The 19,337-nt window shown below is 60.0% G+C and carries 1 protein-coding gene (cut by a window edge); it reads left to right on the forward strand.

What is annotated here, in order from left to right; all coding sequences use genetic code 11:
* Nucleotides 1-19,337, forward strand: the 5' portion of a protein-coding gene (locus AC5O5R_RS00680) for an immunoglobulin-like domain-containing protein (protein WP_494514888.1). Its footprint extends 8,137 nt past the window's final position; only the first 19,337 of its 27,474 coding nucleotides appear in the window; its start codon is at nt 1-3; the stop codon falls past the right edge of the window.

A 19,337-nucleotide genomic window follows, 5' to 3' on the forward strand; every position in this document is an offset into this window, starting at 1 on the left:
ATGAGCAGCGTTGTAGCCATCGTCAAAAGTATTGTCGGCCAGGTTATTGCGGTATCCCCAGAAGGCATCCGCCGTGTGCTCATCGAGGGTGACCGTCTGTTGTCCGGTGAGGAGGTCCTCACTGGCCCTGGTGGCGCAGTTACTTTGGAACTGGCTGATGGCCGTCTGCTTGACCTTGGCCGTGACACCCAGTGGAGTGCCGATGCTCCCGACAGCAGCACCGACCTGAGCCAGGCCACCGCACAGGCTGCGCCGTCGGTTGAAGAGCTGCAGCAGGCGATCGCTGCGGGTGTCGACCCTACTACCGAGCTTGAAGCTACTGCGGCCGGCCCGTCGGCAGCAGGCGGTGGTGGCGCGCTGGGCGGCGGCCACAGCTTCGTGATGCTTGAAGAAACCGCAGGCAGGGTCGATCCGACTGTTGGCTTCCCGACTGACGGGCTGGGCTTCGCTGCGGTATTGGACAGTGAAGAGGTTGGCCTGCTGGACACCAATGGCAACAACCTGGTGACTACGCCGACCACAGATACCAACGTTGCTACTGACCTGATTCTTGGCGCCACGCCTTCTATCAGTGAAGCGGGTGGCGTAATCGTCTATACCGCCACGGTTGGCCAGGCACCGACCACCAGCCTGGTAATCACGCTGTCAAACGGTGCCGTCATCGTCATTCCGGCCGGGCAGACCAGCGGTAGCATCAACGTCGTGGTGCCGGCGAACGATACGCCCTATATCGATGGCGGCCAGATTTCGGCGACCGTGACAGGTGCCACCGGTGGCGGTGGGTTGACTGTAACGCTGCCGCAAACGCCTGCGGTTACCCAGGTCACCGATACCATCGACAGCACCACCGCGACACTGACCGCCTCGCCAAGCGTGACCGAAGGCGGCGTGATCACCTATACCGTGACCCTGAGCAACCCTGCCCAGACGCCGGTGACCGTGACCCTGTCCAACGGCCAGACCATCACTGTTGAAGCGGGCAAGACCCAAGGCAGTGTCGACTTCCAGACCCCGGCTAATGACGTCTACAACAACGGTTCCACCGTCAGCGTCACCATCGATAGCGCCACTGGCGGCAACTTCGAGCAGCTGACCCCGAACCCGACCCCTGCTCAAACCACGATCAATGATTCGGTCGATAACACCACTGCGACCCTGACCGCTTCGCCGAGTGTGACCGAAGGCGGCGTGATCACCTACACCGTGACTTTGAGCAACCCTGCTCAGACGCCGGTGACCGTGACTCTGTCCAACGGCCAGACCATCACTGTTGAAGCGGGCAAGACCCAAGGCAGTGTCGACTTCCAGACCCCGGCTAATGACGTCTACAACAACGGTTCCACCGTCAGCGTCACCATCGATAGCGCCACTGGCGGCAACTTCGAGCAGCTGACCCCGAACCCGACCCCTGCTCAAACCACGATCAATGATTCGGTCGACACCACTACCGCGACCCTGACGGCGAGCCCGTCGGTGACCGAAGGCGGCGTGATCACCTACACCGTGACCCTGAGCAACCCTGCCCAGACGCCGGTGACCGTGACCCTGTCCAACGGCCAGACCATCACTGTTGAAGCGGGCAAGACCCAAGGCAGTGTCGACTTCCAGACCCCGGCTAATGACGTCTACAACAACGGTTCCACCGTCAGCGTCACCATCGATAGCGCCACTGGCGGCAACTTCGAGCAGCTGACCCCGAACCCGACCCCTGCTCAAACCACGATCAATGATTCGGTCGATAACACCACTGCGACCCTGACCGCTTCGCCGAGTGTGACCGAAGGCGGCGTGATCACCTACACCGTGACCCTGAGCAACCCTGCTCAGACGCCGGTGACCGTGACCCTGTCCAATGGCCAGACCATCACTGTTGAAGCGGGCAAGACCCAAGGCAGTGTCGACTTCCAGACCCCGGCTAACGACGTCTACAACAACGGTTCCACCGTCAGCGTCACCATCGAGAACGCCACTGGCGGCAACTTCGAGCAGCTGACCCCGAATTCGACCCCTGCTCAAACCACGATCAATGATTCGGTCGACACCACTACCGCGACCCTGACGGCCAGCCCGTCGGTGACCGAAGGCGGCGTGATCACCTACACCGTGACTTTGAGCAACCCTGCTCAGACGCCGGTGACCGTGACTCTGTCCAACGGCCAGACCATCACTGTTGAAGCGGGCAAGACCCAGGGCAGCGTCGATTTCCAGACCCCGGCTAACGACGTCTACAACAACGGTTCCACCGTCAGCGTCACCATCGATAGCGCCACTGGCGGCAACTTCGAGCAGCTGACCCCCAACCTGACTCCGGCGTCGACTGTCATCAATGACAGTGTCGATACCGTCACCGTCAGCATCGTCAGCAATGGCAACGTGACCGAGGACCAGCAGCCGTCCTTCACAGTGAAAGTAAGCCAGGCACTGGACCGTCCACTGACTGTTACCCTGTCCAACGGCGACAAGGTGACTATCGAAGCCGGTAAAACCGAAGTCGAATACAAGGCCTCCGCCCAAGGCGATGATGTCATCAAGGACGCTGGCTCTCTCACCCTCAGCGTCACCAACGCCACTGTCCAGGGTGCCACCTTCGAGCACCTGGTCATCGGTGGCCCGGCTACCGTTGAAATCTCGGACACTATCAGTGAAGTCGTCGCCAGACTGACTGCTACACCTTCGGTAACCGAAGGTGGCGAGATCACTTATACCGTCACGCTGACCAACGAGGACGGCCTGCCGGTGGATAACCACTCGGCGCTGTACTTCACGCTAAGCGATGGCAAGACCGTTGTTGTGGTACCCGCCAACAGCAACACCGGCTCAATTACAGTCACTGCACCAGACAACGTGTATGTTGGCGCCAACGACCCGGTCGTGAAGGCTATTGCCGACGTCAGCGGTGCAGATGCGTGGAAGTTCGAACAACTGACCCTGGACAAGACCCCGGTCAGCACCACGGTTACCGATGAGCCAGGCACGCCAGGCAATCCAAACCCGGGTGGCGGTAACGAAGGTGACATCGTCAAGGTCACCATCACGGCTGACCAGGTATCGGTCGCCGAGAATGTGAAGCCGACCTTCACCGTGCACATCAACACTGCATTGGCCAACGACCTGGTTGTGACGCTGAGCAACAACGCCCAGGTCATCATCAAGGCTGGCGAGACCAGCGTGCAGTACACCCACGATGCGCAGGGTGACGACGTCTATCAGGATGCCGGCGAAATCAGCCTGGGTATCAAGACCGCCGAAGACGCCAAGGGCACCGCTTTCGAGAACCTGCAGTTTGGCGGTGATGCGTCGGTAAAAGTTACCGACACCATCAACGAAGTGGTAGCCAAACTGACTGCCACGCCTTCGGTGAACGAAGGCGGCGAGATCACCTACACCGTCACGCTGACCAGCAAGGACGGCCTGCCGATCAACAACCATTCGGCGCTGTACTTCACCCTGAGCGACGGCAAGACGGTTGTCGTGGTGCCGGCCAACAGCAGCACCGGTTCGATCACCGTCACTGCGGCAGACAACGTCTACGCTGGCGGCAACGACCCGGTCGTGAAGGCGATTGCCGACGTCAGCGGGGCAGATGCGTGGAAGTTCGAACAACTGACCCTGGACAAGACTCCGGTCAGCACCACCGTTACCGACGAGCCGGGTACGCCAGGCAATGAAGGTGATCTGGTCAAGGTCACCATCAGCGCTGACCAGGTGTCGGTCGCCGAGAACGTCAAACCGACCTTCACCGTGCATATCAACGCACCGCTGGAGCACGATCTGGTCGTGACCCTGAGCAACAACGCACAGGTCACCATCAAGGCCGGCGAGACCAGCGCCCCGTATACCCACGACGCTCAGGGTGACGACGTTTACAAAGACTCGGGTGAAATCAGCCTGGGCCTCAAGTCCGCTGCCGATGTCGATGGCCGTACCTTCGAGAATCTGCAGCTGGGCGGTGACGCTTCGGTTCAGGTGACTGATACCACCGACGAGGTGGTGGCCAAGCTGACTGCTACGGCTTCGGTCACCGAAGGCGGTGAGATCACTTACACCGTGACGCTGACCAACAAAGATGGTCTGCCGATCAACAACCACTCGGAGCTGTTCTTCAAGCTGACTGATGGCACCACGGTTGTTGTTCCCGCCAACAGCACCACTGGCTCGATCACCGTTACTGCTCCAGACAACGTGTATGTGGGCGCTAACGAGCCCGTGGTCAACGCCATCGAAGCGGTCAGCGGCGCAGATGCCTGGAAGTTCGAGAACCTGACCCTGGACAAGACTGAGGTCAGCACCACCGTTACCGACGAACCAGGTACCCCGGGCAACGAAGGCGACATCGTCAAGGTCACCATCACTGCAGACCAGGTGTCGGTTGCCGAGAACGTCAAACCGACCTTCACCGTGCACATCAACACCGTGCTGGCGCATGACCTGACCGTGACCCTGAGCAACAACGCGGTTGTGACCATCAAGGCTGGTCAGACTTCGAGCGAGCCGTACGCTCACGAAGCCCAGGGTGACGACGTTTACCAGGATGCCGGCGAAATCAGCCTGGGCATCAAATCGGCTGTCGATGCCACCGGTGCAGCGTTCGAGAACCTGGAGCTGGGCAACCCTGCCTCGGTAAAAGTTACCGACACCATCGACGAAGTTGTCGCCAAGTTGACCGCTACCGCCTCGGTGACCGAAGGCGGTGAGATCACTTACACCGTGACGCTAACCAACAAAGACGGTCTGCCGATCAACAACCATTCGGAGCTGTTCTTCAAACTGACCGATGGCACCACGGTTGTTGTACCGGCCAACAGCACTACTGGCTCGATCACCGTTACTGCTCCAGACAACGTGTATGTGGGCGCTAACGAGCCCGTGGTCAACGCCATCGAAGCGGTCAGCGGCGCGGATGCGTGGAAGTTCGAGAACCTGACCCTGGACAAGACCGAGGTCAGCACCACCGTTACCGACGAACCAGGTACCCCAGGCAACGAAGGTGACATCGTCAAGGTCACCATCACGGCTGACCAGGTATCGGTCGCCGAGAATGTGAAGCCGACCTTCACCGTGCACATCAACACTGCATTGGCCAACGACCTGGTTGTGACGCTGAGCAACAACGCCCAGGTCATCATCAAGGCTGGCGAGACCAGCGTGCAGTACACCCACGATGCGCAGGGTGACGACGTCTACCAGGATGCCGGCGAAATCAGCCTGGGTATCAAGACCGCCGAAGACGCCAAGGGCACCGCTTTCGAGAACCTGGAGCTGGGCAACCCTGCTTCGGTAAAAGTTACCGACACCATCGACGAAGTTGTCGCCAAGTTGACCGCTACCGCCTCGGTGACCGAAGGCGGCGAGATCACTTACACCGTGACGCTGACCAACAAAGATGGTCTGCCGATCAACAACCACTCGGAGCTGTTCTTCAAGCTGACTGATGGCACCACGGTTGTTGTACCGGCCAACAGCACCACAGGTTCGGCAACTGCAGTCGCACCGGACAACGTCTACGTTGGCGCTAACGAGCCGGTGGTCAATGCCATCGAAGCGGTCAGCGGCGCGGATGCGTGGAAGTTCGAGAACCTGACCCTGGACAAGACCGAGGTCAGCACCACCGTTACCGACGAACCAGGTACCCCAGGCAACGAAGGTGACATCGTCAAGGTCACCATCACGGCTGACCAGGTATCGGTCGCCGAGAATGTGAAGCCGACCTTCACCGTGCACATCAACACTGCATTGGCCAACGACCTGGTTGTGACGCTGAGCAACAACGCCCAGGTCATCATCAAGGCTGGCGAGACCAGCGTGCAGTACACCCACGATGCGCAGGGTGACGACGTCTACCAGGATGCCGGCGAAATCAGCCTGGGTATCAAGACCGCCGAAGACGCCAAGGGCACCGTTTTCGAGAACCTGCAGTTTGGCGGTGATGCGTCGGTAAAAGTTACCGACACCATCAACGAAGTGGTAGCCAAACTGACTGCCACGCCTTCGGTGAACGAAGGCGGCGAGATCACCTACACCATCACGCTGACCAACAAAGATGGTCTGCCGATCAACAACCACTCGGAGCTGTTCTTCAAGCTGACTGATGGCACCACGGTTGTTGTGCCCGCCAACAGCACCACTGGCTCGATCACCGTTACTGCTCCAGACAACGTGTATGTAGGCGCTAACGAGCCCGTGGTCAACGCCATCGAAGCGGTCAGCGGCGCAGATGCCTGGAAGTTCGAGAACCTGACCCTGGACAAGACTGAGGTCAGCACCACCGTTACCGACGAACCAGGTACCCCGGGCAACGAAGGCGACATCGTCAAGGTCACCATCACTGCAGACCAGGTGTCGGTTGCCGAGAACGTCAAACCGACCTTCACCGTGCACATCAACACCGTGCTGGCGCATGACCTGACCGTGACCCTGAGCAACAACGCGGTTGTGACCATCAAGGCTGGTCAGACTTCGAGCGAGCCGTACGCTCACGAAGCCCAGGGTGACGACGTTTACCAGGATGCCGGCGAAATCAGCCTGGGCATCAAATCGGCTGTCGATGCCACTGGTGCAGCGTTCGAGAACCTGGAGCTGGGCAACCCTGCTTCGGTAAAAGTTACCGACACCATCGACGAAGTTGTCGCCAAGTTGACCGCTACCGCCTCGGTGAACGAAGGCGGCGAGATCACCTACACCGTGACGCTGACCAACAAAGATGGTCTGCCGATCAACAACCATTCGGAGCTGTTCTTCAAGCTGACTGATGGCACCACGGTTGTCGTGCCGGCCAACAGCACCACAGGTTCTGCAACTGCAGTCGCACCGGACAACGTCTATGTGGGCACTAACGAGCCGGTGGTCAACGCCATCGAAGCGGTCAGCGGCGCGGATGCGTGGAAGTTCGAGAACCTGACCCTGGACAAGACCGAGGTCAGCACCACCGTTACCGACGAACCAGGTACCCCAGGCAACGAAGGCGACATCGTCAAGGTCACCATCACTGCAGACCAGGTGTCGGTTGCCGAGAACGTCAAACCGACCTTCACCGTGCACATCAACACCGTGCTGGCGCATGACCTGACCGTGACCCTCAGCAACAACGCGGTTGTGACCATCAAGGCTGGTCAGACTTCGAGCGAGCCATACGCTCACGAAGCCCAGGGTGACGACGTTTACCAGGATGCCGGCGAAATCAGCCTGGGCATCAAATCGGCTGTCGATGCCACCGGTGCAGCGTTCGAGAACCTGGAGCTGGGCAACCCTGCTTCGGTAAAAGTTACCGACACCATCGACGAAGTTGTCGCCAAGTTGACTGCTACGGCTTCGGTCACCGAAGGCGGTGAGATCACTTACACCGTGACGCTGACCAACAAAGATGGTCTGCCGATCAACAACCACTCGGAGCTGTTCTTCAAGCTGACTGATGGCACCACGGTTGTTGTACCGGCCAACAGCACCACAGGCTCGGCAACTGCAGTCGCACCGGACAACGTCTACGTTGGCGCTAACGAGCCGGTGGTCAATGCCATCGAAGCGGTCAGCGGCGCGGATGCGTGGAAGTTCGAGAACCTGACCCTGGACAAGACCGAGGTCAGCACCACCGTTACCGACGAACCAGGTACCCCAGGCAACGAAGGGGACATCGTCAAGGTCACCATCACTGCAGACCAGGTGTCTGTCGCTGAAAACGTCAAACCGACCTTCACCGTGCACATCAACACGGTGCTGGCGCATGACCTGACCGTGACCCTCAGCAACAACGCGGTTGTGACCATCAAGGCCGGTCAGACTTCGAGCGAGCCGTACGCTCACGAAGCCCAGGGTGACGACGTTTACCAGGATGCCGGCGAAATCAGCCTGGGCATCAAATCGGCTGTCGATGCCACCGGTGCAGCGTTCGAGAACCTGGAGCTGGGCAACCCTGCTTCGGTAAAAGTTACCGACACCATCGACGAAGTTGTCGCCAAGTTGACTGCTACGGCTTCGGTCACCGAAGGCGGTGAGATCACTTACACCGTGACGCTGACCAACAAAGATGGTCTGCCGATCAACAACCACTCGGAGCTGTTCTTCAAGCTGACTGATGGCACCACGGTTGTTGTACCGGCCAACAGCACCACAGGCTCGGCAACTGCAGTCGCACCGGACAACGTCTACGTTGGCGCTAACGAGCCGGTGGTCAATGCCATCGAAGCGGTCAGCGGCGCGGATGCGTGGAAGTTCGAGAACCTGACCCTGGACAAGACCGAGGTCAGCACCACCGTTACCGACGAACCAGGTACCCCAGGCAACGAAGGGGACATCGTCAAGGTCACCATCACTGCAGACCAGGTGTCTGTCGCTGAAAACGTCAAACCGACCTTCACCGTGCACATCAACACGGTGCTGGCGCATGACCTGACCGTGACCCTCAGCAACAACGCGGTTGTGACCATCAAGGCCGGTCAGACTTCGAGCGAGCCGTACGCTCACGAAGCCCAGGGTGACGACGTTTACCAGGATGCCGGCGAAATCAGCCTGGGCATCAAATCGGCTGTCGATGCCACCGGTGCAGCGTTCGAGAACCTGGAGCTGGGCAACCCTGCTTCGGTAAAAGTTACCGACACCATCGACGAAGTTGTCGCCAAGTTGACCGCTACCGCCTCGGTGACCGAAGGCGGTGAGATCACTTACACCGTGACGCTGACCAACAAAGACGGTCTGCCGATCAACAACCACTCGGAGCTGTTCTTCAAGCTGACTGATGGCACCACGGTTGTTGTACCGGCCAACAGCACCACAGGTTCGGCAACTGCAGTCGCACCGGACAACGTCTACGTTGGCGCTAACGAGCCGGTGGTCAATGCCATCGAAGCGGTCAGCGGCGCAGATGCCTGGAAGTTCGAGAACCTGACCCTGGACAAGACCGAGGTCAGCACCACCGTTACCGACGAGCCAGGTACCCCAGGCAACGAAGGCGACATCGTCAAGGTCACCATCACTGCAGACCAGGTGTCGGTCAACGAAGCGACAGAGCCGACCTTCACCATCAGCCTGAACAAGGCGCTGGACAAGCCGTTCACCGTGACCCTGAGCACCGGTGCCACCCTGACCTTCGCGGCAGGCGAGACCACCAAATCCTACGCTGCACCAGCGCAGGGCGAGGACGTGTTCAAGGACGAGGGCAAGATCACCGTCAGCATCAGCAAGGCTGAGGTGGTCGGCGAACAACTGGAAAACCTGGAGATCGGCAAAGCCGCTACCGTGGCCGTCACCGATACGCAGAGCCCGGTCACTGCCGAACTCACTGTGGATAACACCACCGTCACCGAAGGCGGCAAGATCACCTACACCGTGACCCTGGTCAGCGCAGATCCAACCCTGCCGGTTACCAATCACAAGGGCCTGACTTTCACCCTGACCGATGGCACCACTGTAACCATCAAAGCCGGCGAAGCTACTGGTTCGGTTACTGTAAGCGCGCCAGACAACGTCTACGTCAATGATCCGGTGACCATCACCCAAGGTCTGACCGACGTCTCGGGCAAGGGCGCCGACCAGTTCGAACAACTGGAGCTGGGCGCTACCAAAGTAAGCACCCAAGTCACCGATGAGCCATCTGGCGAAGGCGACCTGGTCAAAGTCAGCATCACCGCCGATCAGGTTTCGGTCAACGAAGCGACCGAACCGACCTTTACCATCAGCCTGAACAAGGCGTTGGACAAGCCGTTCACCGTGACCCTGAGCACCGGTGCCACCCTGACCTTCGCGGCAGGCGAGACCACCAAGTCCTACGCCGCTTCGGCGCAGGGCGAGGACGTGTTCAAGGACGAAGGCAAGATCACCGTCAGCATCACCAAGGCTGAAGTGGTCGGCGAACAACTGGAAAACCTGGAGATCGGCAAAGCCGCGACCGTGGCCGTCACCGATACCCAGAGCCCGGTCACTGCCGAGCTGACTGTGGATAACACCACCGTCACCGAAGGCGGCAAGATCACCTACACCGTGACTCTGGTCAGCGCAGATCCAACCCTGCCAGTCACCAATCACAAGGGCCTGACCTTCACCCTGACCGATGGCACCACCGTGACCATCAAGGCCGGTGAGTCGGTCGGCAGCACCACCGTGACTGCGCCGGACAACGTCTACGTCAACGACCCGGTGACCATCACCCAGGGTCTTACTGACGTCGCCGGCAAAGGCGTCGATCAGTTCGAACAACTGGAGCTGGGCGCTACCAAAGTCAGCACCCAAGTCACCGATGAGCCATCTGGCGAAGGCGACCTGGTCAAGGTCACCATCGTGGCTGATCAGGTATCCGTCAACGAGGCCACCGAGCCGACCTTTACCATCAGCCTGAACAAGGCGTTGGACAAGCCGTTCACCGTCACCCTGAGCACCGGTGCCACCCTGACCTTCGCGGCCGGCGAGACCACCAAGTCCTACGCTGCACCAGCGCAGGGCGAGGACGTGTTCAAGGACGAAGGCAAGATCACCGTCAGCATCACTAAAGCTGAAGTGGTCGGCGAGCAACTGGAAAATCTGGAGATCGGCAAAGCCGCGACCGTGGCCGTCACTGACACGCAGAGCCCGGTCACTGCCGAACTCACTGTGGATAACACCACCGTCACCGAAGGCGGCAAGATCACCTATACCGTGACTCTGGTCAGCACAGACCCGACCCTGCCAGTCACCAATCACAAAGGCCTGACCTTCACACTGACCGATGGCACCACCGTGACCATCAAGGCCGGTGAGTCGGTCGGCAGCACGACTGTGGCTGCTCCAGACAACGTCTACGTCAACGATCCGGTGACCATCACCCAAGGTCTGACCGACGTCTCGGGCAAGGGCGCCGACCAGTTCGAGCAACTGGAGCTGGGCAGCACCAAAGTCAGCACCGTAGTAACCGACGAACCGGGTACCCCAGGTAACCCAGGCGGCGAAAATGAAGGCGACCTGGTCAAGGTCACCATCGTCGCCGATCAGGTTTCGGTCAACGAGGCCACCGAGCCGACCTTCACCATCAGCCTGAACAAGGCGTTGGACAAGCCGTTCACCGTCACCCTGAGCACCGGTGCAACCCTGACCTTCGCGGCAGGCGAGACCACCAAGTCCTACGCTGCACCAGCGCAGGGCGAGGATGTGTTCAAGGACGAAGGCAAGATCACCGTCAGCATCAGCAAGGCTGAGGTGGTCGGTGAGCAACTGGAAAACCTGCAGATCGGCAAAGCCGCTACCGTGGCCGTCACCGATACCCAGAGCCCGGTCACTGCCGAACTCACGGTGGATAACACCACCGTGACCGAAGGCGGCAAGATCACCTATACCGTGACTCTGGTCAGCACAGACCCGACCCTGCCAGTCACCAATCACAAAGGCCTGACCTTCACCCTGACCGATGGCACCACCGTGACCATCAAGGCCGGTGAGTCGGTCGGCAGCACGACTGTGACTGCTCCAGACAACGTCTACGTCAACGATCCGGGGACCATCACTCAGGGTCTCACTGACGTCGCCGGCAAAGGCGCCGATCAGTTCGAACAACTGGAGCTGGGCGCTACCAAAGTCAGCACCCAAGTCACCGATGAGCCATCTGGCGAAGGCGACCTGGTCAAGGTCACCATCGTGGCTGATCAGGTATCCGTCAACGAGGCCACCGAGCCGACCTTTACCATCAGCCTGAACAAGGCGTTGGACAAGCCGTTCACCGTCACCCTGAGCACCGGTGCCACCCTGACCTTCGCGGCAGGCGAGACCACCAAGTCCTACGCTGCACCAGCGCAGGGCGAGGACGTGTTCAAGGACGAAGGCAAGATCACCGTCAGCATCAGCAAGGCTGAAGTGGTCGGCGAACAACTGGAAAACCTGCAGATCGGCAAGGCGGCGACCGTGGCCGTCACCGATACCCAGAGCCCGGTCACTGCCGAACTCACTGTGGATAACACCACCGTCACCGAAGGCGGCAAGATCACCTACACCGTGACCCTGGTCAGCGCAGATCCAACCCTGCCAGTCACCAATCACAAGGGCCTGACCTTCACCCTGACCGATGGCACCACCGTGACCATCAAGGCCGGTGAATCGGTCGGCAGCACCACCGTAACTGCGCCGGACAACGTCTACGTCAACGACCCGGTGACCATCACCCAGGGTCTCACTGACGTCGCCGGCAAAGGCGCCGATCAGTTCGAACAACTGGAGCTGGGCGCTACCAAAGTCAGCACCCAAGTCACCGATGAGCCATCTGGCGAAGGCGACCTGGTCAAGGTCACCATCGTGGCTGATCAGGTATCCGTCAACGAGGCCACCGAGCCGACCTTTACCATCAGCCTGAACAAGGCGCTGGACAAGCCGTTCACCGTCACCCTGAGCACCGGTGCCACCCTGACCTTCGCGGCAGGCGAGACCACCAAGTCCTACGCTGCACCAGCGCAGGGCGAGGACGTGTTCAAGGACGAAGGCAAGATCACCGTCAGCATCACTAAAGCTGAAGTGGTCGGCGAGCAACTGGAAAATCTGGAGATCGGCAAAGCCGCGACCGTGGCCGTCACTGACACGCAGAGCCCGGTCACTGCCGAACTCACTGTGGATAACACCACCGTCACCGAAGGCGGCAAGATCACCTATACCGTGACTCTGGTCAGCACAGACCCGACCCTGCCAGTCACCAATCACAAAGGCCTGACCTTCACACTGACCGATGGCACCACCGTGACCATCAAGGCCGGTGAGTCGGTCGGCAGCACGACTGTGGCTGCTCCAGACAACGTCTATGTCAACGACCCGGTCACCATCACCCAGAGTCTGACCGACGTCTCGGGCAAGGGCGCCGACCAGTTCGAGCAACTGGAACTGGGCAGCACCAAAGTCAGCACCACTGTCACTGACGAGCCGGGTACCCCAGGCAACCCAGGCGGTGAAAACGAAGGCGATCTGGTCAAGGTCACCATCGTCGCCGATCAGGTTTCGGTCAACGAAGCTACTGAACCGACCTTCACCATCAGCCTGAACAAGGCGCTGGACAAGCCGTTCACCGTCACCCTGAGCACCGGTGCAACCCTGACCTTCGCGGCAGGCGAGACCACCAAGTCCTACGCTGCACCAGCGCAGGGCGAGGATGTGTTCAAGGACGAGGGCAAGATCACCGTCAGCATCAGCAAGGCTGAGGTGGTCGGTGAGCAACTGGAAAACCTGGAGATCGGCAAAGCCGCTACCGTGGCCGTCACCGATACGCAGAGCCCGGTCACTGCCGAACTCACTGTGGATAACACCACCGTCACCGAAGGCGGCAAGCTCACCTACACCGTGACCCTGGTCAGCGCAGATCCAACCCTGCCAGTCACCAACCACAAAGGCCTGACCTTCACCCTGACTGATGGCACCACCGTGACCATCAAGGCCGGTGAATCGGTCGGCAGCACCACCGTGACTGCGCCGGACAACGTCTACGTCAACGACCCGGTGACCATCACCCAGGGTCTTACTGACGTCGCCGGCAAAGGCGCCGATCAGTTCGAACAACTGGAGCTGGGCGCTACCAAAGTCAGCACCCAAGTCACCGATGAGCCATCTGGCGAAGGCGACCTGGTCAAAGTCAGCATCACCGCCGATCAGGTTTCGGTCGACGAAGCTACTGAACCGACCTTCACCATCAGCCTGAACAAGGCGCTGGAGAAGCCGTTCACCGTCACCCTGAGCACCGGTGCCACCCTGACCTTCGCGGCAGGCGAGACCACCAAATCCTACGCTGCACCAGCGCAGGGCGAGGACGTGTTCAAGGACGAAGGCAAGATCACCGTCAGCATCAGCAAGGCTGAAGTGGTCGGCGAACAACTGGAAAACCTGCAGATCGGCAAGGCGGCGACCGTGGCCGTCACCGATACGCAGAGCCCGGTCACTGCCGAACTCACTGTGGATAACACCACCGTCACCGAAGGCGGCAAGATCACCTACACCGTGACTCTGGTCAGCGCAGATCCAACCCTGCCAGTCACCAACCACAAAGGCCTGACCTTTACCCTGACCGATGGCACCACCGTGACCATCAAGGCGGGTGAATCGGTCGGCAGCACGACTGTGACTGCTCCAGACAACGTCTATGTCAACGACCCGGTGACCATCACCCAGGGTCTCACTGACGTCGCCGGCAAAGGCGCCGATCAGTTCGAGCAGCTCGAACTGGGCGCAACCAAAGTCAGCACCGAAGTCACCGATGAGCCATCTGGCGAAGGCGACCTGGTCAAAGTCAGCATCACCGCCGATCAGGTTTCGGTCAACGAAGCGACCGAACCGACCTTTACCATCAGCCTGAACAAGGCGCTGGACAAGCCGTTCACCGTCACCCTGAGCACCGGTGCCACCCTGACCTTCGCGGCAGGCGAGACCACCAAGTCCTACGCCGCTTCGGCGCAGGGCGAGGACGTGTTCAAGGACGAGGGCAAGATCACCGTCAGCATCAGCAAGGCTGAGGTGGTCGGCGAACAACTGGAAAACCTGGAGATCGGCAAAGCCGCTACCGTGGCCGTCACCGATACGCAGAGCCCGGTCACTGCCGAACTCACTGTGGATAACACCACCGTCACCGAAGGCGGCAAGATCACCTACACCGTGACCCTGGTCAGCGCAGATCCAACCCTGCCGGTTACCAATCACAAAGGCCTGACCTTCACCCTGACCGATGGCACCACCGTGACCATCAAAGCTGGCGAAGCTACTGGTTCGGTTACTGTCAGCGCACCAGACAACGTCTATGTCAATGATCCGGTGACCATCACTCAGGGTCTGACCGACGTCTCGGGCAAGGGCGCCGACCAGTTCGAGCAACTGGAACTGGGCAGCACCAAAGTCAGCACCACTGTCACTGACGAGCCGGGTACCCCAGGCAACCCAGGCGGTGAAAACGAAGGCGATCTGGTCAAGGTCACCATCGTGGCCGATCAGGTATCCGTGAACGAGGCCACCGAGCCGACCTTCACCATCAGCCTGAACAAGGCGTTGGACAAACCGTTCACCGTGACCCTGAGCACCGGTGCCACCCTGACCTTCGCGGCAGGCGAGACCACCAAGTCCTACGCTGCACCAGCGCAGGGCGAGGACGTGTTCAAGGACGAAGGCAAGATCACCGTCAGCATCACTAAAGCTGAGGTGGTCGGTGAGCAGCTGGAAAACCTGCAGATCGGCAAAGCCGCGACCGTGGCCGTCACCGATACGCAGAGCCCGGTCACTGCCGAACTCACTGTGGATAACACCACCGTCACCGAAGGCGGCAAGATCACCTACACCGTGACCCTGGTCAGCGCAGATCCAACCCTGCCGGTTACCAATCACAAGGGCCTGACTTTCACCCTGACCGATGGCACCACTGTAACCATCAAAGCCGGCGAAGCTACTGGTTCGGTTACTGTCAGCGCACCAGACAACGTCTACGTCAACGATCCGGTGACCATCACCCAGGGTCTGACCGACGTCTCGGGCAAGGGCGCCGACCAGTTCGAGCAACTGGAGCTGGGCAGCACCAAAGTCAGCACCGTAGTAACCGACGAACCGGGTACCCCAGGTAACCCAGACGGCGAAAATGAAGGTGACCTGGTCAAGGTCACCATCACCGCCGACCAGGTCTCGGTCAACGAAGCTACTGAACCGACCTTCACCATCAGCCTGAACAAGGCGCTGGACAAGCCGTTCACCGTCACCCTGAGCACTGGTGCGACCCTGACCTTCGCGGCCGGCGAGACCACCAAGTCCTACGCTGCACCAGCGCAGGGCGAGGACGTGTTCAAGGACGAAGGCAAGATCACCGTCAGCATCACTAAAGCTGAGGTGGTCGGTGAGCAGCTGGAAAACCTGCAGATCGGCAAAGCCGCGACCGTGGCCGTCACCGATACGCAGAGCCCGGTCACTGCCGAACTCACTGTGGATAACACCACCGTCACCGAAGGCGGCAAGATCACCTACACCGTGACCCTGGTCAGCGCAGATCCAACCCTGCCGGTTACCAATCACAAAGGCCTGACCTTCACCCTGACCGATGGCACCACCGTGACCATCAAAGCTGGCGAAGCTACTGGTTCGGTTACTGTCAGCGCACCAGACAACGTCTATGTCAATGATCCGGTGACCATCACTCAGGGTCTGACCGACGTCTCGGGCAAGGGCGCCGACCAGTTCGAGCAACTGGAACTGGGCAGCACCAAAGTCAGCACCACTGTCACTGACGAGCCGGGTACCCCAGGCAACCCAGGCGGTGAAAACGAAGGCGATCTGGTCAAGGTCACCATCGTGGCCGATCAGGTATCCGTGAACGAGGCCACCGAGCCGACCTTCACCATCAGCCTGAACAAGGCGTTGGACAAACCGTTCACCGTGACCCTGAGCACCGGTGCCACCCTGACCTTCGCGGCCGGCGAGACCACCAAGTCCTACGCTGCACCAGCGCAGGGCGAGGACGTGTTCAAGGACGAAGGCAAGATCACCGTCAGCATCACTAAAGCTGAGGTGGTCGGTGAGCAGCTGGAAAACCTGCAGATCGGCAAAGCCGCGACCGTGGCCGTCACCGATACGCAGAGCCCGGTCACTGCCGAACTCACTGTGGATAACACCACCGTCACCGAAGGCGGCAAGATCACCTACACCGTGACCCTGGTCAGCGCAGATCCAACCCTGCCGGTTACCAATCACAAAGGCCTGACCTTCACCCTGACCGATGGCACCACCGTGACCATCAAAGCTGGCGAAGCTACTGGTTCGGTTACTGTCAGCGCACCAGACAACGTCTATGTCAATGATCCGGTGACCATCACTCAGGGTCTGACCGACGTCTCGGGCAAGGGCGCCGACCAGTTCGAGCAACTGGAACTGGGCAGCACCAAAGTCAGCACCACTGTCACTGACGAGCCGGGTACCCCAGGCAACCCAGGCGGTGAAAACGAAGGCGATCTGGTCAAGGTCACCATCGTGGCCGATCAGGTATCCGTGAACGAGGCCACCGAGCCGACCTTCACCATCAGCCTGAACAAGGCGTTGGACAAACCGTTCACCGTGACCCTGAGCACCGGTGCCACCCTGACCTTCGCGGCAGGCGAGACCACCAAGTCCTACGCTGCACCAGCGCAGGGCGAGGACGTGTTCAAGGACGAAGGCAAGATCACCGTCAGCATCACTAAAGCTGAGGTGGTCGGTGAGCAGCTGGAAAACCTGCAGATCGGCAAAGCCGCGACCGTGGCCGTCACCGATACGCAGAGCCCGGTCACTGCCGAACTCACTGTGGATAACACCACCGTCACCGAAGGCGGCAAGATCACCTACACCGTGACCCTGGTCAGCGCAGATCCAACCCTGCCGGTTACCAATCACAAGGGCCTGACTTTCACCCTGACCGATGGCACCACTGTAACCATCAAAGCCGGCGAAGCTACTGGTTCGGTTACTGTCAGCGCACCAGACAACGTCTACGTCAACGATCCGGTGACCATCACCCAGAGTCTGACCGACGTCTCGGGCAAGGGCGCCGACCAGTTCGAGCAACTGGAGCTGGGCAGCACCAAAGTCAGCACCGTAGTAACCGACGAACCGGGTACCCCAGGTAACCCAGACGGCGAAAATGAAGGTGACCTGGTCAAGGTCACCATCACCGCCGACCAGGTCTCGGTCAACGAAGCTACTGAACCGACCTTCACCATCAGCCTGAACAAGGCGCTGGACAAGCCGTTCACCGTGACCCTGAGCACCGGTGCGACCCTGACCTTCGCGGCCGGCGAGACCACCAAGTCCTACGCTGCACCAGCGCAGGGCGAGGACGTGTTCAAGGACGAAGGCAAGATCACCGTCAGCATCACTAAAGCTGAAGTGGTCGGCGAGCAACTGGAAAATCTGGAGATCGGCAAAGCCGCGACCGTGGCCGTCACTGACACGCAGAGCCCGGTCACTGCCGAACTCACGGTGGATAACACCACCGTGACCGAAGGCGGCAAGATCACCTATACCGTGACTCTGGTCAGCGCAGACCCGACCCTGCCAGTCACCAATCACAAAGGCCTGACCTTCACACTGACCGATGGCACCACCGTGACCATCAAGGCCGGTGAGTCGGTCGGCAGCACGACTGTGGCTGCTCCAGACAACGTCTATGTCAACGATCCGGGGACCATCACTCAGGGGCTGACCGACGTCGCCGGCAAAGGCGCCGATCAGTTCGAGCAGTTGGAGCTGGGCAGCACCAAAGTCAGCACCGTAGTAACCGATGAACCGGGTACCCCAGGTAACCCAGGCGGCGAGAACGAAGGCGACCTGGTCAAGGTCACCATCGTCGCCGACCAGCTGTCGGTCAACGAAGCTACTGAACCGACCTTCACCATCAGCCTGAACAAGGCGTTGGACAAGCCGTTCACCGTCACCCTGAGCACCGGTGCAACCCTGACCTTCGCGGCAGGCGAGACCACCAAGTCCTACGCTGCACCAGCGCAGGGCGAGGACGTGTTCAAGGACGAAGGCAAGATCACCGTCAGCATCACTAAAGCTGAAGTGGTCGGCGAACAACTGGAAAACCTGGAGATCGGCAAGGCGGCGACCGTGGCCGTCACCGATACCCAGAGCCCGGTCACTGCCGAACTCACGGTGGATAACACCACCGTGACCGAAGGCGGCAAGATCACCTACACCGTGACCCTGGTCAGCGCAGATCCAACCCTGCCGGTTACCAATCACAAGGGCCTGACTTTCACCCTGACCGATGGCACCACTGTAACCATCAAAGCCGGCGAAGCTACTGGTTCGGTTACTGTCAGCGCACCAGACAACGTCTACGTCAACGATCCGGTGACCATCACCCAGAGTCTGACCGACGTCTCGGGCAAGGGCGCCGACCAGTTCGAGCAACTGGAACTGGGCAGCACCAAAGTCAGCACCACTGTCACTGACGAGCCGGGTACCCCAGGCAACCCAGGCGGTGAAAACGAAGGCGATCTGGTCAAGGTCACCATCGTCGCCGATCAGGTTTCGGTCAACGAAGCTACTGAACCGACCTTCACCATCAGCCTGAACAAGGCGCTGGACAAGCCGTTCACCGTCACCCTGAGCACCGGTGCAACCCTGACCTTCGCGGCAGGCGAGACCACCAAGTCCTACGCTGCACCAGCGCAGGGCGAGGATGTGTTCAAGGACGAGGGCAAGATCACCGTCAGCATCAGCAAGGCTGAGGTGGTCGGTGAGCAACTGGAAAACCTGGAGATCGGCAAGGCGGCGACCGTGGCCGTCACCGATACGCAGAGCCCGGTCACTGCCGAACTCACGGTGGATAACACCACGGTCACCGAAGGCGGCAAGATCACCTATACCGTGACCCTGGTCAGCGCAGACCCGACCCTGCCAGTCAC

Source organism: Pseudomonas sp. 8_5_2, from assembly GCF_059295255.1.